This window comes from Dysgonomonas sp. HGC4, assembly GCF_001261715.1.
Lineage (GTDB): Bacteria > Bacteroidota > Bacteroidia > Bacteroidales > Dysgonomonadaceae > Dysgonomonas_A.
The window spans coordinates 15,397-37,009 of record NZ_CVRU01000073.1 but is presented as its reverse complement, the minus strand read 5'-3'; the positions used below and the strand labels follow the sequence as shown (position 1 = coordinate 37,009).

21 protein-coding genes are annotated in these 21,613 nt (G+C 34.3%); 15 read left to right on the top strand and 6 right to left on the bottom strand.

The window, feature by feature from the left end; genetic code table 11:
• The first annotated feature begins 97 nt into the window (after window positions 1-97).
• The 14 genes from HGC4_RS06970 (at window position 98) to radA (ending at window position 14,341) form a co-directional block, all read left to right on the top strand.
• Window positions 98-721 (top strand): NeuD/PglB/VioB family sugar acetyltransferase, encoded by a 624-nt coding sequence (locus HGC4_RS06970; RefSeq protein WP_050709406.1) that lies wholly within the window; start codon window positions 98-100, stop codon window positions 719-721.
• A gap of 28 nt (window positions 722-749) precedes the next feature.
• Window positions 750-1,814: a glycosyltransferase gene (locus tag HGC4_RS06965; RefSeq protein WP_050709405.1), complete on the top strand. Its 1,065-nt coding sequence runs from the start codon at window positions 750-752 to the stop codon at window positions 1,812-1,814.
• A gap of 6 nt (window positions 1,815-1,820) precedes the next feature.
• The gene (locus HGC4_RS06960; RefSeq protein ID WP_050709404.1) at window positions 1,821-2,801 is read left to right on the top strand and encodes a glycosyltransferase family 2 protein; all 981 of its coding nucleotides are present in this window, start codon (window positions 1,821-1,823) and stop codon (window positions 2,799-2,801) included.
• Between the two features lie 5 nt (window positions 2,802-2,806).
• On the top strand, window positions 2,807-3,637 hold the full coding sequence (locus HGC4_RS06955) for a glycosyltransferase family 2 protein (protein ID WP_050709403.1): 831 nt from the start codon (window positions 2,807-2,809) through the stop codon (window positions 3,635-3,637).
• Window positions 3,634-4,548 carry an alpha-1,2-fucosyltransferase gene (locus HGC4_RS06950; protein ID WP_050709402.1) on the top strand — a complete coding sequence of 305 codons (915 nt, stop codon included), beginning with the start codon at window positions 3,634-3,636 and terminating at the stop codon, window positions 4,546-4,548. Before HGC4_RS06955 ends, HGC4_RS06950 begins: the two co-directional genes overlap by 4 nt.
• 2 nt (window positions 4,549-4,550) lie before the next feature.
• Window positions 4,551-5,822: a glycosyltransferase gene (locus tag HGC4_RS06945; RefSeq protein ID WP_050709401.1), complete on the top strand. Its 1,272-nt coding sequence runs from the start codon at window positions 4,551-4,553 to the stop codon at window positions 5,820-5,822.
• Entirely contained in the window at window positions 5,815-6,657 is an 843-nt protein-coding gene (locus HGC4_RS06940) for a class I SAM-dependent methyltransferase (protein WP_050709400.1), read from the top strand. The genes HGC4_RS06945 and HGC4_RS06940 overlap by 8 nt, the downstream gene beginning before the upstream one ends.
• A 95-nt stretch (window positions 6,658-6,752) precedes the next feature.
• Window positions 6,753-7,907, top strand: a complete 1,155-nt coding sequence (locus HGC4_RS06935) for a glycosyltransferase family 4 protein (protein WP_050709399.1) — start codon at window positions 6,753-6,755, stop codon at window positions 7,905-7,907.
• On the top strand, window positions 7,904-8,704 hold the full coding sequence (locus HGC4_RS06930; protein ID WP_050709398.1) for a glycosyltransferase family 2 protein: 801 nt from the start codon (window positions 7,904-7,906) through the stop codon (window positions 8,702-8,704). The genes HGC4_RS06935 and HGC4_RS06930 overlap by 4 nt, the downstream gene beginning before the upstream one ends.
• A gap of 3 nt (window positions 8,705-8,707) precedes the next feature.
• On the top strand, window positions 8,708-9,589 hold the full coding sequence (locus tag HGC4_RS06925) for a glycosyltransferase family 2 protein (RefSeq protein WP_050709397.1): 882 nt from the start codon (window positions 8,708-8,710) through the stop codon (window positions 9,587-9,589).
• Window positions 9,586-10,404 (top strand): glycosyltransferase family 2 protein, encoded by an 819-nt coding sequence (locus HGC4_RS06920; RefSeq protein ID WP_050709396.1) that lies wholly within the window; start codon window positions 9,586-9,588, stop codon window positions 10,402-10,404. Before HGC4_RS06925 ends, HGC4_RS06920 begins: the two co-directional genes overlap by 4 nt.
• A 201-nt stretch (window positions 10,405-10,605) precedes the next feature.
• On the top strand, window positions 10,606-11,145 hold the full coding sequence (locus HGC4_RS06915; RefSeq protein WP_050709395.1) for a shikimate kinase: 540 nt from the start codon (window positions 10,606-10,608) through the stop codon (window positions 11,143-11,145).
• Between the two features lie 28 nt (window positions 11,146-11,173).
• On the top strand, window positions 11,174-12,892 hold the full coding sequence (locus HGC4_RS06910; RefSeq protein ID WP_050709394.1) for a T9SS type A sorting domain-containing protein: 1,719 nt from the start codon (window positions 11,174-11,176) through the stop codon (window positions 12,890-12,892).
• Between the two features lie 84 nt (window positions 12,893-12,976).
• Window positions 12,977-14,341, top strand: coding sequence for a DNA repair protein RadA (gene radA, locus HGC4_RS06905; RefSeq protein WP_050709393.1), 1,365 nt, complete (start codon window positions 12,977-12,979; stop codon window positions 14,339-14,341).
• Here radA and HGC4_RS06900 read toward each other — a convergent pair.
• The 6 genes from HGC4_RS06900 to HGC4_RS06875 form a co-directional block, all read right to left on the bottom strand.
• Window positions 14,330-15,010, bottom strand: coding sequence for an RluA family pseudouridine synthase (locus HGC4_RS06900; protein WP_050709392.1), 681 nt, complete (start codon window positions 15,008-15,010; stop codon window positions 14,330-14,332). The genes radA and HGC4_RS06900 overlap by 12 nt on opposite strands.
• A 146-nt stretch (window positions 15,011-15,156) precedes the next feature.
• On the bottom strand, window positions 15,157-15,903 hold the full coding sequence (gene fabG, locus HGC4_RS06895) for a 3-oxoacyl-[acyl-carrier-protein] reductase (protein WP_050709391.1): 747 nt from the start codon (window positions 15,901-15,903) through the stop codon (window positions 15,157-15,159).
• A gap of 41 nt (window positions 15,904-15,944) precedes the next feature.
• Window positions 15,945-16,538, bottom strand: a complete 594-nt coding sequence (locus HGC4_RS06890; protein ID WP_050709390.1) for a TetR/AcrR family transcriptional regulator — start codon at window positions 16,536-16,538, stop codon at window positions 15,945-15,947.
• A gap of 222 nt (window positions 16,539-16,760) precedes the next feature.
• Window positions 16,761-18,704 carry a fimbrillin family protein gene (locus HGC4_RS06885; protein ID WP_082204103.1) on the bottom strand — a complete coding sequence of 648 codons (1,944 nt, stop codon included), beginning with the start codon at window positions 18,702-18,704 and terminating at the stop codon, window positions 16,761-16,763.
• Window positions 18,705-18,746: 42 nt separating this feature from the next.
• Window positions 18,747-19,679 carry a fimbrillin family protein gene (locus tag HGC4_RS06880; protein ID WP_050709388.1) on the bottom strand — a complete coding sequence of 311 codons (933 nt, stop codon included), beginning with the start codon at window positions 19,677-19,679 and terminating at the stop codon, window positions 18,747-18,749.
• A gap of 84 nt (window positions 19,680-19,763) precedes the next feature.
• Complete coding sequence (locus HGC4_RS06875) at window positions 19,764-20,690, bottom strand: fimbrillin family protein (RefSeq protein ID WP_050709387.1); 927 nt, start codon at window positions 20,688-20,690, stop codon at window positions 19,764-19,766.
• Between the two features lie 592 nt (window positions 20,691-21,282).
• Here HGC4_RS06875 and rplU point away from each other — a divergent pair.
• Complete coding sequence (gene rplU / locus HGC4_RS06870) at window positions 21,283-21,594, top strand: 50S ribosomal protein L21 (protein ID WP_050709386.1); 312 nt, start codon at window positions 21,283-21,285, stop codon at window positions 21,592-21,594.
• Window positions 21,595-21,613 lie beyond the last annotated feature (19 nt).

Below are 21,613 nucleotides of genomic sequence, written 5' to 3'. Positions count from 1 at the left end.
TATCCTTTTCTTAATGGATAAAATATTAGTTCTGATTTAGTCAAATATAAAAATAATGAGGCGAATATATAATTTCTTTTCATTATAAACGTAGAAAATGAAAAAGTTACTGATAATTGGAGCTAGAGGGTATGGGAGAGAGGTCTTTAATGATATAATGATCTTTCATTCAGGATATATCCAAGTCAAAGGTTTCTTAGATGATAAATCTGATGCTCTTGATGGTTTCGAAGGATATGCCCCCATAATTTCGTCTGTAGAGAATTATAACATAGAAGATGGTGATGTTTTTTATTGTGCATTAGGTGATAATAAGGCGCGCGAGAAATATATAAAGATAATCAAAGATAAAGGAGGCGAATTTCTTTCTTTAGTACATCCTACAGCAATAATACATCCAGATGCAAAAATAGGTAAAGGTGCTTCCATTGGTCAATATTGTACAATTTCTTCAAATGTTGAAATTGGAGATTTCTCTTTTATCTTTTCATATACTACATTAGGACACGATGTGATTGTAGGGGAAAATTGTACTATAGAAGGATATACATTCATGGGTGGATATTCTCAGGCTGCTGATAACGCTACATTACATACACGTTCTACAATATTGCCTCATAAAAAAGTCGGAGAAGGATCAACTGTTGGAGCCGGAAGTATTGTGATACGTAATGTAAAACCAGGTACAACTGTATTTGGTAATCCGGCCAGAGAAGTTTAAATATTAAATTGCATATTTTACGGGATTGATGGATAACAAGCAGCTAAAAGATATATCGGAGCAAAGGCTACTAAAGCAAAAAGAATATTTAGGAGATGAAAAACTCATAAATAAAGCGATTCCTTTGGTTTCTGTTTGTGTAGCTACTTATCAGCATGTGGGTTATGTATCCCAAACGTTAGATGGCATTCTGATGCAGAAGGCAACTTTTCCGGTTGAAGTTATAGTTGGCGAAGATGGATCTACAGATGGAACAATCGAAATATGCAAAAAATATGCAGAAGAAAATCCCGATAAAATTCGATTGTATTTAAGAGATCGGAATGAATCGTTGATATATGACGAAAATGGAACTGTAGCAGGATACTGTAATTGGATATGGACTTTACAGGAAACCCGAGGAAAGTATATTGCTATTTGTGAGGGTGATGATTATTGGACAGACCCATATAAGCTACAAAAACAAGTAGATTTTTTAGAGAAAAATCCTGACTATGGATTAGTGCATACAAATCTCATGCAATATTGGCAGGCTGCAGATAAGTATGTAGAAATGAGAAAGGATGTAAAATCGGGTTATATTCTTGATGAATTACTATTTTGGAATAAAATATCAACGCTAACGGTTTTAGTGAGACGTGAATTGATTATGTTTGCTATTGAGGAAGAGGTTATATTACCTAATTTTGTGGCTATGGATTATCCTCTTTGGTTATATGTATCCACTAAATCAAAGATTCATCATTTAGAAGATTTTACAGGAGTTTACAGGTCTTTACCTGAAAGTGCTTCCAATTCGTGGGATGTGGTGAAGAAACGAAATTTTGATAACTTTATTCATAATATCCGTATTAAGTTTGCTAAGCAATATGATAAGATGGATATAATAATGGGATTATTAATTGATTTCAGAAAAAATGATCTGAGTTTTTCGTTTCATTATAATTTTCCAGATATTGCAAAAGAGGCATATCGCTTTCTTTTAGAAAACCATTGTTTGTCGTTTAGAGATAGATTATTGTATTATGGGGCTACAAATAAGTTTGCTAAAGCGATATTGAAGCCTATACTTAGTTTAAAAAAGGGAAAGTAAATTACAATGAATAATCCTTTGGTTACAGTTTTGATGCCTGCTTACAATGCAGGACTCTATATAGCAGAAGCCATAGATAGTATTTTGTCTCAAACTTATACTAATCTTGAGTTTCTAATAATCAATGATGGCTCAACTGATAATACGGTTGCTGTTATTGAGAGCTATAATGATTCTCGAATCAGACTGGTTTCGAATGATAAAAACAGAGGACTTATTTATTCATTAAATAGAGGCTTAGAATTAGCACAAGGTAAATATATTGCCCGAATGGATGCTGATGACATAACTACTGATATACGATTCGAAACGCAGGTTCGATTCTTGGAAGCTCATCCGAATATTGATATTCTGGGAACAGCTTTAGTGTATCTAGATACTCCATATGAGATACATCATCCTTTGGTACATGATGATATTGTGATCGGCTTAATTGATAACTCTACAGTGGCTCATGCTACTATTATGATGCGTAGAGATACTGTTATTGCAAAGAAACTTATCTACGAAGAAGAATATAAACACATAGAGGACTATAGGTTTTGGTTAGAAGCCGTAATAAAGGGTGTTAGGTTTGCGAATATCGATGATGTTTTTTATCATTACAGAACACATCCAGAACAGGTTTGCTCCGTAAATTATGATTTACAAGAAAGGACTAAAGAACCTGTACGATTGGCTTACTTATCTCATTTCTTTGGAAATGAAATGACTCAGAATGAATTGGCATCTGTGCATAAATATAAAGATGTTGATTTAGCGACAAAAGTGATATTGTTAGATAAACTAAGCAAGATCAATAATAAGAACCAATATTTTTATTCAAAAGGGTTTGATCGGTATATGAATATTCTTATTTATAGGAATATTATACCTGATAAATATATTCCATTCGGAGACTTTATTAAAGTATTAACTGTGGGCGTTTCTTTTAAATTTATTTCGACCATGTTGAAAATAAATATAAAGAAGCTGCTTAAAAAATAGTTTATATGTCTGATCTCTATCCCGCTATATCTATAATAGTTCCTTGTTATAATCAGGCTCAATATTTGCCCGAAACTTTACAAACGGTTTTGGAGCAGGCATATGCCAATTGGGAATGTATTATTGTAAACGATGGATCTCCCGATAATACGGAAGAGGTTGCGTTAGAATGGTGTGGAAAAGATGATCGATTCAAATATTTGAAAAAAGAAAATGGAGGATTATCCGATGCTCGAAATTATGGTATAAAACATTCACTCGGAAAATACATATTACCTCTTGATTCTGATGATAAAATATCAAAGGATTATACAAGAGAAGCCATTGAGGTTTTAGAAAAAGATTCAGCTATAAAACTCGTTTTTTGTAGAGCCCAATTATTCGGAGGAGATAGTCAAGAATGGGAACTACTTCCCTATACATATGAGAACCTATTATTGGTGCGTAATTGTATTTATTGCTCGGCAATTTATAAACGTGAAGATTACAATAAAACAGTAGGGTATAATGTGAATATGATATATGGTTGGGAGGATTATGATTTCTGGATTAGCCTACTGAATAAAGATGATAAGGTTGTAAAATTAGATAAGATTCATTTCTTTTATAGAACAAAAGACGTATCAATGCGTACTTTGATTACGAAAGAAAAAGAGGATTATTTAAGGCTGCAAATTTTCAAAAATCACCAAGAATTATATTTACAATATATAAATCCGATTGCTCAATTTAGAGAGCTGAAGGAATTTAAATTAATAGAAAATTCATTACAATATAGGATTGGTGGATATGTTTTAGCTCCATTCCGATATATAAGTAAGATATTCAAAAAATGATATATATAGAATTAAACGGTAGGTTAGGTAATCATCTCTTTCAGGTAGCAACAGCAGCGTCTCTTGCTAAGAAATATGGGGTTGATTATAAAGCTGTGTGCCACGATGGCTATAAGCTTGCACCACCTGATAATTGCTATGTGAAAGAATATATAGAACAGTTCAGAAGTAATATACTTAGAAATGTTCCAATTCAGCTTGGACGTCCTTCTTCGGATTGTTTCTATTATTATGATATTGACTATGTTTATAAAGAAATACCTTTCGAAGGGCGAGATATGCTGCTTTATGGAGCATTTCAATCTGAGAAATACTTTGATAAGGAATTGGTAAAAGATCTATTCTCAATTCCTATTGATATCAAAGAATATATTTATTCGAAGTTTGGCGATCTGATTAAAGAGGGTATAACTTCTATAAATGTGAGGCGAGGCGATTACTGCAAGTTACCGCATCGGTATGCTGTTTGTTCTATGTCTTACTTTAATAAGGCAATAGATTATTTAGGGCGCGATCGAAAATATTTGATAATTAGCGATGATATAGATTGGTGCAAGAGGCACTTCAAAGGAGATAATTTTTTCTTTGTGGATGACGAAGAACCAATTATAGATCTTTATATTCAGACGCTTTGTTCTGATAATATTATAAGTAATAGTTCTTTTAGTTGGTGGGGAGCATGGTTAAATCCAAATTCGGATAATGTGGTTGTTTGCCCTAATCCTTGGTTTGGGAGGTCATATGATAACTACGATACAAAAGATATGATCCCTGAAAGCTGGATTCAAATAGAAAATAAATTGTCTTGGGATCTGCAAATTTTGGCTACTTTCTTGATTTGTAAAGAGAAGATACAAGGTTTGATGCCCAAATCGCTGAAAGAAAAAGTGAAGAAATTTTTGAAGAGATAAGTATGAAGGTTGTAACGCTAAGCACTAAAGATTCTTTTGGAGGAGCTGCACGTGTTGCATTTCGTCTCCATGAAGAGATTAATAAAAAGGGTATTGAAAATATTCTTTTGGTTAATAGCAAAAGAACTTCATCTAAAACAGTGCATTTAGCTGAGAATTATCATGATCCTCAGAATCGTATCACTAGTTTACTGAATAAATACAAACTTAAACTACAAGAAAAAAGAAGGCGTATTATTTGGGGTAGTTATCCCAATATGCAAACTAAAGTGCTATCAGATATTGCGATTTCCCTATTAAAAAACTCCTTGGATAAACTCGATTTCGATTTAGTTCATATGCATTGGGTGGGGGAGAGTTATGTTGATTTTACAGAATTTTCGAATGTAGAGAAGCCCATAATCTGGACAATACACGATTGCTTTTCGTTTACAGGATTATGTTCCTATTTCGAAGATTGCGACAAATATAAGACACACTGTAATGCTTGCCCTCAATTGGGGTCTACTAAAGAAAAAGACTTGAGTTACAAAGTGTTTGAGATGAAGAAAAAGAGATATTCTTCACTCAATTTTCATATTGTCAGCCCAAGTAAGTGGCTTGCTGATGCCGCTATGGGTAGTTTGTTGCTAAACAAGTATCCGGTAACAGTTATTCCTAATGGTATTGATACTTCTGTATTTGCCCCAATGAATAAGGAAGAAGCAAAAAAGAATCTATCTTTAGACACAAGCAAGAAGACCATTCTTTTTGGAGGAATATCGGTTATGGCTGATCCGCGTAAAGGAGGAGAGCTATTGATGGAGAGTCTAAGACTATTGTCGGGAATGTATTCCGAAGATGAAATAGAGCTCCTTATATTTGGGGCTGAAAAACAGGATGATTATCAGTTTAACTTTCCAGCAAAGTTTTTAGGATATGTAAGTGAGGAAGCTGGTTTGGCTTTGGCATATAATGCTGCCGATGTTACAATAGTACCATCTACGCATGAGAATTTCCCGAATACGATTCTTGAAAGTTTATCCTGTGGAACTCCTGTTGTGGCATTTAATATAGGAGGAAACCCTGATATGATTGACCATCAAGATAATGGTTACTTGGCAAAGGCTTATGATACATCCGATTTAACCGTTGGTATTGTATATTGTCTTAGCCATAACGAAGATAACGGTCTAAGTTATAATGCTCGAAAAAAAGTATTGGATAACTTCAAAATAGAGGATATTGCCAATCGATATATAGAATTATACAAAGAAATTTTAGCCAATGAATAACAATAAATGTCTTATTTGTGGAGGCGAAAGCATAAAATTGTTTTCGGCAAGAGTGTTACATAAATACGATGTCGATTATCATAGATGTAGTTGCTGTGGTTTCATTCAGTCCGATACTCCGTATTGGCTAGACGAAGCTTATAGCGATGCCATTACCTCTATGGATATTGGCTTGATATATCGTAATCTGGTATATTCGTCAGCAGTGGAGAATGTAATAAAATCATCATTTGATTATAAAGGTAAATTTCTTGATTACGCAGGTGGATACGGAATGTATGTCCGTTTGATGCGTGATAAAGGTTTTGATTTCTATTGGGATGATAAATATTGCGACAATCTGTTTGCTAAGCATTTTACATTGGAGGAATTAGAGACATCAACCAAATTTGAGGCTGTCACTGCTTTCGAGATTTTTGAACACTTAGCTAATCCTCTTGAAGAAATAGAGAAACTATTCGGTTATTCTGATTCTATTATCTTTTCGACTGAGTTAGTTCCTGATAAAGAAATAACAAGTACTAACGATTGGTGGTATTTTGCTCCCGAAGGAGGCCAGCATATTAGTTTTTATACTAAACAGGCTTTTGAAGTTATTGCAGCTAAATTTTCATGTAACTTTTATTCTAATGGAAAAGACCTTCATATCTTGACTAAAAAGACGTTGAAGAAGAATCCGTTGGATTATACCAGAACTTTCTGGGATAAAGTAGCTGATCGTTTGATTGGTATACTGGGTAGAAGTAAAAGCAATGCTCCTGCTGCTATAAATTTAGGTAGTAAGATTCCTCAGGATGTGCAGTATATACGTCAGATTGTTCATCCGGAAGATTAAAGGTCTCAGACCTTTTTATTACTTTGACAGCTATACAAATAAAGCTAGTTAAAGCTATAAACATAGCAATATATAGTTGAAATAACTTGTTTTTTATGAAGGTATTGTACGATCATCAGATATTTGAGCATCAACGCATAGGTGGTGTGTCTCGCTATTTTGCCGAGATTATCAGGCACTTGCCTACTGATGTTGAAGCTGATGTGTCTATACAATATACTTTCAACGAGTATCTGAGGGATATGAACATCCCTTTCGAGTGGAGAGATCAGTTAATTTCTTATTATTCTTTTCTTCCTAAACTAAATTTCAAAGGTAAAAAAAGACTTTATTCTTTTTTACAAGAGAGGTTTTCTGAAAAATATCCTGATTTTTATAAAGTCAATCAATCAAGAACAATTGAAAAACTAGAAAAAGGAGACTTTGATATTTTTCATCCTACTTTCTTTGATGATTATTATCTTGATCATCTCAATGGTAAGCCTTATGTTCTAACTGTGCATGACATGATTATTGAGCTATATCCCGAATTTATAAATAGTCCGGGATTTATTAAACGAAAGAAAAAGCTAGTTGATAATGCTGCTCATATAATTGCTGTCTCTGAAAATACGAAGCGCGATATTGTAAATGTATTCGGAACTTCTGTTAACAAGGTATCAGTGACTTATCATGCTTCGTCCTTAGTGGATGGAGGAGGTAAGCCGGAGAATTTACCTAATAAATATTTGCTGTATGTAGGAGATAGGCGTTTAGGCTATAAAAATTTCAAATTCTTTATTGCTGCTATACAGCCAATTCTGTTGGAAAATAAAGAATTATGTATTGTCTGTACAGGAGATCGTTTTACTACAGAAGAAAATAATTACTTTGAAGCATTAGGCATACAAGATCAGTTGAAAATTATATTTGTGGATGATACGCAAATGTTTGGATTATATAAATCTGCTGAAATGTTTATATATCCTTCTTATTACGAAGGTTTTGGAATTCCGATTCTGGAAGCATTTCAAGCTCAATGCCCTGTCGTTTTAAGTAATGGAAGCTGTTTTCCCGAAGTTGGGGGAGATGCAGGTATGTATTTTGATTCTAAATCGCCTGAACAGTTGAGGTTTGCTGTATTAAGCTTATTGAATAATAAGGAATTAAGGCAAGAGATAATAAATAAAGGTACGCAACGTTTACAAAATTTCTCTTGGGAAAAGAGTGCTTTGCAGACCATCGAAATTTATAAAGAAATACTTAGATGAAGAAAGTATCCATAATAACCATATCATACAATAATGCGAAAGGATTACTTCGTACTATTGAAAGTGTAGTCAGTCAAACTTATACCGACTACGAATATATTGTTATAGATGGAGGTTCTACAGATGAGAGTAAAAAAATAATAGAGTCTTTTTCCGATAAAATAACATATTGGGTAAGTGAACCTGATGGAGGTGTATATAACGCCATGAATAAGGGGATTGAAATCGCTAAAGGCGAATATTTTCACTTTCTTAATTCGGGTGATAGCTATGCTTCGGAAGATGTCTTAAAGAAAACATTTTCTAAAGAGTATAGAGAACCTCTACTTAGAGGAATTCAAATATGCGATTATGGTACTCATCAAATAAAATGGGAGAATCTGGGTAACCGTGAAGTTACTCTATATGATATGTTTGTAAATACGATGTTGCATCAGGCTACATTTATCAGACGTGATATGTTTGATAAATATGGAAATTATGATGAAACTCTTAAAATAGTGTCGGATTGGAAATTCTTCTTCCTAACCATATTAGGTGGAGAAAGAACCGCTTTTCTTGATTTGGATGTCGTTATCTTCGAAATGGAAGGTATCAGTACCAGTAAAGCGCACGGTGAACGTCATTTAGAAGAGCGCAAACGGGTTACAAAAGAATTGATGCCTCATAATCTCTTGACGGACTATGAAAGGCTACGATCGTTAGAGCAAGAGGCTTATATTCCTGTGTTTATAAAGTCAAATAAATTGATCTATTTTTGCTTCAGAGCCTTATATAAAATATTCAATACGAAATAGTACATGAAAAACTACCCTAAAATATCAATTGTTACACCTAATTATAATCAAGAAAAGTATCTTGAGGAAACAATACTTTCGGTATTAAATCAAGGATATCCTAATCTTGAATACATAATAATAGATGGAGGTAGTACTGATGGTTCTGTTGAAATAATCAAGAAGTATGCAGATCGATTGGCTTATTGGGAAAGTGTGCCCGATAAAGGGATGTATGATGCTATACGTAAGGGATTCGAAAAATCGACAGGTGAAATTATGGCATGGATCAATTCTGATGATATGTATCAATCGAAGTCTTTTTTTACGGTAGCAGAGATATTTGGTAAGTATAGCCAAGTTAATTGGTTATTAGGATTTCCTTCTGTGTATGATGCCTTAGGACGTATTGTTGAATGTTCGCATACATTAAGACAATGGTCTAAATATGATGTATATATTGGTCAATATCAGTGGATACAACAGGAATCAGTGTTTTGGCGTCGCTCTCTATGGGAAAAAGCCGGTGCAAGAATAGAATCTAACCTAAAGTATGCAGGAGATTTTGAATTGTGGTTCAGATTCTTTACTTACGAGAAACTATATGTGACCACTGCTATATTAAGTGGTTTTAGAATGAGGGATGGTGAACAGCTTTCCATGAAACAAAAAGATGCTTATGATGCCGAGATTAAATCAGTGCTTGCTACTAGGGTGTATACCGAGGAGGAAAAATTGATTTTAAATCGATACAATAAGAGGAGAAAACAATTCTTATTCCTGTCAAGATTTAGAATCTTTAATGCTAAGTTGATTCTGGATAAATTTAAGCTCGATAATTTTGGATATCCAGAGGTTATATTTTTCGATCGTCACGAACAATGCTTTAAACTCGGCAATCAATGAAAGTATCAATTATCACCATAAATTGGAACAATAAAGTAGGCTTGGAACAGACCATAAAAAGTGTCTTCTCTCAATCCTTTACCGATTATGAGTTTATTGTAATTGATGGTAATTCGACTGATGGTAGTGTCGAAGTAATAGAACAACACAAAGATAATATTCATTATTGGGTGAGTGAGCCCGATTCGGGCATTTATAATGCTATGAATAAGGGTATTTATACAGCTCAGGGAGAATATTGTTACTTTCTTAATTCGGGAGATGTTTTTGTCTCAGATGATGTTTTGAAGGATGTTTTCAGGCACGATCTAGAGGACAATTTTGTTTGTGGTAATATAATCTGGGACGAGAAAGGAAAGCTCCGAAAAGATGATAGTTATAAGCATCGCGATTGGTTATTTTCTTTGTACGATATCTATTCAGGGTTTTTATGTCATCAGGCTTTCTTCGTGAAAAGGGAAATGTTTGAAGAATATGGATATTATGACGAAACACTTCGTATAATGTCTGACTGGAAGCATTTTCTGATAGCCATAGGCATCAATCATGAAAAGGTACAATATGTTGATGTCGATATTGCTATTTATAATACCGATGGGCTGAGTAGTACGATAGGAGGCAAAGCTATTTTAAAAGAAAAGCAAAAAGTTGCTAGAGAAGAATTGTCTGATCAGGTTTATCAAGAGATTGATAGATTGTATTATTTATCGAGAAATGGCTTTGTAGTAGACTTTGTACATTCCAAGAAATGGATACATTTTTTATTTAAGGTCTTCTTAAAGATTTGCACTACTTTGAAGTTAACAAAACTATAAGATTTATTTAATACTTTTCTAATCTAACTGAAAATATCTTCTATTTTCTAAATAATTTCAACTATTTATTTCTATCAATCCTCTATTTAATTGGCTTCGTGTCTAGCGTTTATCTAGGTCATAATAAGGTTTGATACCTTAATATTTGTTTAGAGATAGTCTATCCTATAATTATTTGCTTATTTTTGTAAAAAGCATTTTATGACACGTATTTTCTTAATAGGATATATGGGCGTCGGTAAAACTACAGCAGGCAGAGAGTTAGCAAAGTCTCTAGACTTGGAATTTGTAGATTTAGACCATTTTATCCAGACCAGATATAGTAAAACAATCAGCCAGTTGTTCGAGCAATTTGGCGAAGAAGGTTTTAGAGAAATAGAAAATAAAATATTAAAGGAGGTTGCCGATTTCGAGAATGTTGTTATCTCGACAGGGGGCGGTGCTCCTTGTTTTTATGACAATATGGAAATAATGAATAGCGCTGGAACGACTATCTATCTGAAAGCAAGCCCCGAATTATTATCTGAAAGGTTAGACCTATGTAAAGAAAAAAGACCTTTAATAAAAGATAAAAACAAAGAAGAGCTTTTATTGTTTATTAAAGAGAACTTAAATCGAAGAGAATCTTATTACAGTCGGGCTAAAATTATCTTCGAAGCAAAAGAACTTGTTAATAGGGAGGATGTAGATAAATATGTTCTTCTCTTGATTGACAGAATAAGTAATACACAAATACTTTAAAAGGATGATTAATAAGTATTTCCTAATAATGTTAGTATCTTTTGTATCTAGCATATCTGCTTTTAGTCAGATTAGTGAAGGTGGAACTCCTCCAAGTTTTAAATATCAGAATACTACACGATCAATCTCTTCTTCTTCTATCATTAATGTTCCAGTCAATCTTGATATAAATCGCCTAATGTGGGAAGATGAAATAGTTGAAGAGAGTCGAGATGCTCCTCTTCGAATAGCTAAAGTCATACCTTTAAGCGTTAATATTGATAGTATTGGTAACTGGACTTCGCTCTCCGATTCAGTAAAGATATGGCAACAAGTAATCTATGCCGAAGGAGCTAAGGGATTGATATTAAGTTATAAAGATTTTTATATTCCTAAAGGGGCAAAATTATATATCTATAACGAAGATCATTCTCGAGTACTTGGTGCATATACACAGAATACGCATCCACAGGGAGGTAAATTTGCATCGGAAATTATAGCCGGAGATAAAATAACATTAGAGTATGTTGCTTCAACTATTTCAGATGAAGCTCCTCGTCTTGTAATTGAAGATATTGGCTATGTATATGGTGATAACTATAATAGAGCATTAAGAGCATCGTCACCTCCTACTCCTAAAATAAATTCATCTCAAAGTTGTATGATTAATGTGAATTGTCCGGATGGGGATAATTGGAAAGATCAAAAGCGAGGTGTAGTATTTTATCAGGTTAAACGTGGCGGTGCCTGGTCTATATGTTCGGGTAGTCTGGTTAATAATACTAAAAGAGATGGTACTCCATATCTTCTAACTGCTTCACATTGTTTTTGGGCCAATGGTGTAGTGGAATATGAGACTATTGTTGTTTATTTTCACTATGAATTTCCTGGCTGTGAAAACGAAGATACATTTCCGGTAACAACCAAAACTCTTGTAGGTACCGATCTTCTTGTTAACATACCTCTTCAAGGAGTAACAGCTGAGGGAGTTGCTGTACAGGGGTCTGATGGTACTTTGCTGAAACTGAAAACTAATATTCCTCTGGAATATAAAGTTTTCTTTAACGGCTGGGATACGAGAGATGTGGCTTCATCGTCTGGTGTTGTTATACACCATCCTAATGGAGATGTGAAAAAAATAGTAACTTATTTGCCACGTGAAGGTTTGAAAAACCCTGTTACAACACAAACCTATAACGGTGGTCCCGGATTTAATGGTATAACAAATGGTTTTTGGGGAGTTTATTATGATGGGCGTAGTGCTACGCAAGGAGGATCTTCAGGGTCTTCTATCTTTAATAGTAATGGTTTGATTGTTGGAACTTTAACGGGTGGGGTGAGGACTACTGATTATTGTTTAACTCGTAATTCACAAGAGTTTTTCGGTAAATTTGGATATCATTTTGATCATATGACAGATGTGAGTATGCAAATGAAGAAATATTTAGATCCTATTAACGAAGGCACTCCATACCTTAGAGGATATGATCCAAATAATCCTTTAGGAATAGAAGATTCGGTTATTGAGAACAGTACTCAAGAACTTGTCATTTTCCCAACTTTGGCAGATAATGAAGTGAATGTTAATGCAAATTCAATCATTCGCTCTATTAAAGTATATGATATGAATGGACGTCAAGTATATGCAAAATCAGGATATAATGCATCTACAACTACAATTTCTGTTAGTTCGTGGTCAAAAGGAGTTTATTCAATTCTTGTTCAAACCGAATCAAAAAAATTGTCTAGTAAGTTTATAAAGAAATAAGCATTAATTGTCTTATTTTTGTTTTAATAAAGGAGATCTTTAAAATGGATCTCCTTATCATTTTACTTAATTCGTCTGTAAATAATGGCTAAGACCAAATCTGTATATGTTTGTAGTAATTGTGGTAATGACTCAGCTAAATGGTTGGGGAAATGCCCTATTTGTGGAGAATGGAATACCTATGTAGAAGAGCTCATAGCTAAAGAAAGCAATAGTAGGCGTACTGATACTTTATTCGATTCGCCAAAGGCTAAACCTATGTTGTTACAAGATGTAAAAACAGGTGAAGAGCCTCGTTTAGATCTTAACGATGGAGAACTTAATCGTGTTTTAGGAGGTGGTTTAGTACCCGGTTCGTTGATTCTCTTAGGAGGAGAACCTGGCATAGGGAAGTCAACTTTAATTTTACAAACGGTATTGAATCTAAATTCTCTGAAAACATTATATGTGTCGGGAGAGGAGAGTGTACGTCAACTTAAATTGAGAGCTGACCGCATAAACGAAAAGAGCCAGAATTGCTATATAGTATGTGAAACGAATCTGCAACAAATTTTTGTTCATATACAAAACACAAAACCAGAATTGGTTGTAATAGATTCTATTCAGACCATATTTACGGAGGGAATTGAGTCTTCTCCGGGAAGTGTAGCTCAAGTAAGAGAATGTTCCGCTGCTATTTTGAAGTTTGCAAAAGAAACAAGTACCCCTGTAATACTTATCGGTCATATAAATAAAGAAGGTAGTATTGCTGGTCCTAAAGTCTTAGAGCATATTGTTGATACAGTATTGCAATTTGAGGGCGATCAACATTATATGTATCGTATCTTGAGAGGTATTAAAAACCGATTTGGTAGTACTGCTGAATTAGGCATATACGAAATGCGCCAGAATGGATTAAGAGAAGTTAGTAATCCATCGGAATTGTTGTTGACTCAAAATCATGAAGGCTTGAGTGGTGTGTCTATTGCTGCTGCTATTGAAGGTGTACGTCCATTTTTGATTGAGACACAAGCCTTAGTGAGTACAGCCGCTTATGGAACGCCTCAGAGGTCTGCTACGGGCTTTGATAGCCGACGGATGAATATGTTACTTGCAGTTCTTGAAAAACGAGCAGGTTTTAAATTGATACAAAAAGATGTATTCCTAAATATTGCAGGAGGATTGAAAGTGAACGATCCTGCGATAGATATGGCTGTGATAAGTGCAGTTTTATCTTCGAGCCTTGATATTGCAGTTGAAAGACATGTTTGCATGTCGGGAGAAGTTGGCTTGTCGGGTGAAATTCGTCCAGTCAATAGAATTGAACAGCGTATATTAGAGGCCGAAAAATTGGGTTTCTCTAAGATTCTTATACCTCACAATAATTTGAAAGGATTTACTGCGAAAGTAAATATCGAAATTATTCCTGTAAGAAAAGTTGAAGAAGCATTTCGTCAATTATTTGGATAATTGGGCTTCAAAAGCTTTCCATAGATTATCTTCGGGAACGGGTGCCGTTACTTCTATCAACTCTAGAGATACAGGGTGGATAAAGCTTATGTTACGAGCGTGTAGACTTATACCTCCATCGGGATTTGATCGGTCAGCTCCGTACTTTAAATCTCCTTTTATTGTGCATCCCATTTTTGCTAATTGACAACGTATTTGATGATGACGTCCTGTTTCTAAATCAACTTCAAGTAGATTATATTTATCTGATTGAGAGATTAGCTTATAATGTAGAATTGCTTTTTTAGAATTAGGCTTTTCCGTATCGTAAGCATACGATTTATTTTGCTTCTCGTTCCGAACCAGATAATTGATTAATGTCCCTTGTGGTTCTTTCGGAATGTTTTTTACAATAGCCCAATAAGTTTTCTTTATTTCTTTATCCTGAAACATTTTATTTAGACGAGGAAGAGCTTTACTTGTTTTTGCAAATACAACGATTCCGCTAACAGGTCTATCCAAACGATGCGTTACTCCACAGAATACATTCCCGGGTTTGTTATATTTTTCCTTAAGCCATTCTTTCACTATTTCCGAAAGAGGCTTATCTCCTGTTTTATCGCCTTGTACGATTTCCGAAACAGTTTTATTTACAATAATGATATGATTATCTTCGTATAGTACAGTCATAATGTTGGGGACAAAAAAATAAAGACGCAAAGTTAATTAAAATCTTTGCGTCTTTTATATTATGTGAGTGAAATGTATCTCTCGAATATTATTGCCATATTTAATAAAACTGATATAAGCTAAAGCAATAAAATCGGTTTGTGATCTTACATATTCATACCGCCACAAACAGGAATTGCTTGTCCGCTAACATAAGATGATAGATCAGAACCTAAAAATACTGCTACATTAGCAACATCTTCAGGAGTACCTCCGCGACGAAGTGGAATTTGTTCTGCCCATTGTTTTTTAACATCGTCAGATAATGCACCTGTCATTTCAGTAATAATAAATCCTGGGCAAATACAGTTTGCACGTATTCCTCTTGAACCTATTTCTTTTGCAATAGATTTAGCAAGACCAATCATACCTGCTTTTGATGCAGAGTAATTAGTTTGACCAGCATTTCCTGAAAGACCAACAACAGAACTCATGTTGATGATACTTCCTGATTTTTGTTTCATCATTACAGGTGTAATAGCATGGATGAAGTTAAATGCAGATTTTAGGTTTACATTAATAACCAAATCCCATTGTTGTTCAGTCATACGCATCATAAGACCATCGCGAGTGATACCGGCATTGTTAACTAAGATGTCAACTTTTCCGAAATCTGCTACAATTGCATCTACTACTTTGTGTGTATCGTCAAAATCCGCAGCATTTGATGCATACGCTTTAACTTTAACGCCTAAAGCAGCTATTTCTTTTTCTGTTTGTTTCGCATTATCATCAACAGCTAGATCGGTGAATGCTATGTTTGCACCTTCTTGTGCATATTTTATTGCTATTGCTTTTCCGATACCTCTGGCTGCACCAGTTATGATCGCTGTTTTTCCTTCTAAAAGTTTCATAATCAAATATTAAATTACTCGTGAATATTTATTTTGTTGATTTAGTTCTTGTTCTTTTTTATTCCTTGAAAAATAAGATGCGATATGTTGAGGTAGCGTCTCTTATTATCTGAATCTTTGGGATTGATGAGTCCTCTTATGTAGGGAACCTCTAATCCTCTAAGTGCATTGTGCACTATCTCAGCCGTGAAGTCAACATCGGGCATTGAGAGAGTTCCTTCGTCCACTCCTTTTTGTAGTATCTCTTTGAGAATTTCGGTTTCTTTTCTATCGAATGTTTTGCGGACATTCTGCACGCGCCAGATATCTCTGAAGAAATCGGCTCTAAGATTTCCGTTACGTGCTACAACATTCTTTACAGCATCGAGACGGGTATAAAAAAACAGCATTAATTTTTCGTCTGCGGGAAGATCTTTTTCGACTACAGCTTGTAGTGCTTTAATCATCTTATCGAGTTCAGACTCAACGACAGCCTTATATACCTCATTTTTATTATTGAAATAAGTATATAAAGTGCGACGACCTTTGTGCGAAGCAACAGCAATGTCATTCATAGTTGTATTTTCGACACCCAGCTTAGCAAATAATTGCCGGGCGACATCAATCAACATATTTCTTGTTTTGGTTATTGCCATATTCTATAAAACTGCACAGTCCTTTATGTTTTGTGCAAAAATAACACAAAATATTCAGACTTGATTAGTTCTTTCTTTTTTAATTATAAATTTTTTGAAGCCTATTAGTTCTTTCCTCTGCTAAAACAGGGGCTTTTCTATATAACACAAAACAAAACAAAACAAAACAAAAGAGATACCTATTAAATAAGTACCTCTTCTGTTTTGCTGAGTAGAGATGAATTAATTTCTAATACATCTAACCGATTCGGCATATGTCTTAAGAAGGTTCGCTTCTACCCAGACTCCAGTGTTACCATAATCTATATAAACTCTTTTTCCATAAGCTGCATTATATTCAGTAGTACTCCACCATTGACCATAAAGGTTTATTTCGTTGAAACTACCATTATCAAGTCTTCTACCTCCTGGTAAGGCTTCAAACCCAGTAATGTTGCTATTATTGACTGTGGTGCTCCACATTCTTACTGCTTTCAGCTTCTTACCTGCATTATAATAAGGTGCTGTAGCAGTTCCTGATGTATAAATTGACAGGGCTTTAAATTCATCATGAGTTGGGATATGCCATCCTTTAGGAGCCAAGTTGCTGGTGTTGCTTACAGTATTCCAAGTATAAAGTCCTCCAAGTAAATCTTTATTGGCAATGCTGTTGTTGAAATAATAGGTTTCGGCAGCAGATCCATCTCTATAATGTTCTACTTTCAGATTTTCACGCATCCAATATTGAGTGCCTATTTTTACAACACCATAGCTGTTTTTGTCAATATCAGTGACCATATCAGGTTCTAAAGTCAACGAGTATATGGCATCTGCACCAGCTGCAGAAACATCACTTTTATCAATTTGTACTTTGTTGATGATATTACTCTTGCCTGCTGTGTAAGCCATCAGGTTGGTTGGTTTGTGCCAGCTAACACTGCCTCCATGGGTTGTTATTGCAGTATTAGGATCGTATTCGTTATTTCCGTTTAATGTTGTTTGCATTATTTGTGCAACAAACCCTCTAGTCTGATCGGCGTTAGAGTTTGCATCCATTGGATATACAACAATTGCTTGTACATCTATTGCTGTTCCGCTAAGTAAGTACTCTTTGCTTACTTCAGCAATTTGAATCCCTTTATCCATCACCTTGTATACTCTGGTAATATTCCAATTAATGTTAGATATATCTATTGCTTTTTTTACGGGCTTGTTGATGTTTCCTTCAATATCGGGTGTTGTTGTCCAATCTTGTATATCATCAGTAGTTATCGAAATACCTGTTCTTGAAATTGTTATATTAAATGTGTATTGTTTTTGAGAACTAAATATTAGCTCGTTAGCTGATTTATAGGTATATGGGGTTGCGCCTTCAGCCGATCTTATCGCAAATAATTCTGCTGAAGCTGCAATTGTTTGCGGAAGAACTATAGCCTCAAATGTGATGCCATAGCCGGTTATCGGATTATTTCGTTTGCGTGGGATCAGATTCTTAGCTTGAGAGCCCGATGCTGTTGATACTGTACCTGACGATAAGTCAACCTTTGCATCTAGGTGCAAATTAAGAAAGTTAGCACTAAAGTTTTGAACCTCTTCTTCTGTAAAATCTCTTTCTGATTTGATATTGATAATAACCTTACTCATTTGGTGAGTAAAAGACAAAGGAATTTTACTTTTTGTAGGACTAGTAGCTTCTGACTTCGCCCATAAGAAATCGCTTGTCATATAAGACTCTGAGGTACTTTGGTCTAATTTTATCGAGAATGGATAACTTTTCGCATTGGAGGTTGTCGCAGCTTGGTTGTATGGGTAATAGGCATATAGCTCTACTTTTGTTTGACCGCCAGCCCAAGGGAAATGTGCTCCTTGAGGCAATGCCCAAGTAGTGCCATTATATATATGTTTGATATTAGGAGCATAACTATCTTGTATATCTCCTGTTATTTGATTGTCGCTTAAATGGGCCACAGCATATACTCCAATCTCATCATTCTCCTGAAATGAAGATCCAGCCATTCTGGTTGTAAGCCCTTCATTTATGTAGGGTGATAAAGTTATGGTGTTTTCGGTAGCTTCTTCTAGATCTATGGTGTCACTTATATTGTCACACGAGGTCATATTTAGTATTGTGAAAATACCAAACATAATAGTAAGTAGTGACATTGTTTTAGTTAGTAAACTTTTCATATAAGTTATTATATATCGTGTAACAAATTTTCTTTCATCAAATTAGAAAGAACTCTTATCTACTAATGAAATTTTTCGTTCTATGTTAGTGTTTTGAATGCTTCTTGTATTTGCCTCTCCAATAACTAAATTGAAAGTATAAGAGAGACCTGACTCAAAACTAATAGGACTATCGAGGGTGAAAGCAAACATCTGGTCATTTAAAGTTATTGCAAACAATGATGTGCCAGTTTCTACAGATTGGGGAATAATGATTGCACTAAATGTTTTATCAAATCCTGCATTTGCAATATCTTGAAGATATGGTTTAATCTCATTATTGGAGTTGAGCTTTACTTCAGACACATCTGCAGTTCGCATATTGATCAGGGCATTCTGAGTTAGGTTATGAATTGTAACAGATTCGTTACCATTCCCTAAATTACCATACGTTACGTTGAGGACAATTTTAGAGAGTATATGTTTAAATGTAAGTTTTGCTATTGTGTTTGCACTAGATAATTCACTATACTTAGCCCATAAGAAATCACTCTTTTGAGAAGATAAGCTTTGGTCGCTTTCCACACTGAAAGGGTAGGATCTGAGATCTGCTTTTCCAGGTGTTCTGCTCATTTCATAATCAAATGGGTAGTATGCATATATATCAGCTTTGGTTTGATCGGTTGTAAGATATAATTCTTCAGTATCTTTACTGTTCCAATAAGTTCCGTCATAAACATATTCAGTATTCATGAAGTTGGATATAGTTCCAACAGGCATGGGAATACCATTTACGTAATCAACCATATATAATCCGATATTGTCATTTTCAGAAAATCCAGATTTTGAAGATCGTGTTTTCAATTTAGAGCTTGCAATATCTGCAACAATACTTACTCTGAGTGTATCATTGTTCCCGCATTCACTATCACTAAGGCATGATGTAAAGATTAAGCAAATGCTTGTTATTAATAATATGTAGAGTTTTTTTGTCATAATCTGATAAATACAATTGTTGATAAAAAGGATATGGTTCTAGATTTGCCATATCCTTTTTATTATTTTCTTATTCAGTATATTTTAAGCTATTTCTCCTTCTCCGTCTATGTTGCCACCATTTTGCCAATCTACAATACTAGATGTAACTGTAATTCCAGCCATATTTACTGTAATGGTGTAGTTATAAGCGGTTCCCATTGCTAGTTCTAGTGCTGCTGTTGGAGCGTATAGATATACAACATCGCCAATTGTAACTCTTAGTAGAGTTTGTCCTGCTTTCACAGTTTGTGGTACTACAATTGCAGCTGCACCTGTTAATTGGAGGTCGCTTGCGGTTCCAGTTGGTACATTATATGCATTAATAGTTGTTGCGGTACCATCAGCTGTAACGCTTCTTTTTTCAAAGTCGACTAATGCTTCGTTGCTTAATCCTAGCACCTCAATAGAGCTTAATCCTTCTAAACTTGCACCATTTCCTTTTTTAACAGTAAATGTAAGTTTCGAGAATAAGTGATTAAATTCAATAGGCACTGCGCTAGTTGTTCTTGAAACATGTTCAACAGATCCGAAAAGAACGTCTGAGTTTAAGTAATTAGCTTTTAACGTTTGATCAGCTTGAATACCAAATGTATAAGCAGAACCAATACCTGTTACAGATTCATTGTAAGGGTGATAAGCCATTAAATCAACTTTTCCTCCATCAGTAGGATAATACATTGAAGAAGGATAAGTGAAACCTCCACTACCATCAGCTGTAAGTTTAATATTATCATATAATACAGCAGTGAAGGGGTTGTTAGCAACTACTAAACCTACTTCTTGACCAGATTCAATTTGAGTGTTTTGGGCTGTCGAACGAGTAGCTAATTGATTTATAGCACTTGTTAGACGGATTTGAGTTTGCTCATTAGATTCAGTTCCTGTTAATTCTTCATCTTTTGAACAGCTCGAAAAAATGATTCCAGTTGTGATTGCGATTAATAGAAATTGTAAAAATCTTTTGTTCATTTGATATAAATTATAATTAATAGATTGGTGTAACTCTAATGCAAAGATATACTCTCAGGAATTAGGAAAAAAGAGCTAATGTGCATTTTTAACACAATGATAAATGCCTATATTGAGTCTATTTTATTATATAGAAGTCTGATATATGTAGAGGTATTTTATAGATTTATTTTATAAGATATTTGTGTTATGTGGTTGATATATAGTATTGTATTTCTTATTCGTATATACCTGTGTTTTTTAATATCTTATTTTATTCAAAATGTGCTTTTAAAGTGTTGTTTTGACTCAATATTGTATATTTATTTACATTATCTTAACTCAATTAGGGACGATTAAATGTTAAAAATTTCATTGTTTTTCTCTTGTTTTTCTCCTTTTTTCGAGGGGTGGTATGTGCGGTTATTGTATTTTTTCGATTGTTTGTACATTTGAAATCTTTAAGTATTACATTTTTCTGTAATGTTGTTTGTTTTTTAGTTGGATATTAAATGGAATATTTGTAATTTTGACACCCGATTGCTAATAGGCAGATAAGAAACTATTAAAGAATAGTTCGCCTCAGGCTCATAACTTGTAAAATATATTGCAGATGTACGCAATTGTAGAAATTCAAGGACAACAATTCAAAGTTGAGAAAGATCAGAAATTGTTTGTTCACAGAGTAACAGCAGATAGTGGTGCTGATCTTGAAATTGAGAAAGTGTTATTAGTTGATAAAGATGGTGCTGTAACAGTAGGCGCACCTTTTGTAAGCGGAGCGAAAGTTATCCTTACAGTTGGAGATCAAGTAAAAGGCGATAAAGTTCTTATTTTCCACAAGAAAAGAAGAAAAGGATATCGTAAGTTGAACGGTCACCGTCAACAATTTACACAAGTTACAGTAAAAGATATTATTGCTTAATCAGTTAAAATTAGAAGAA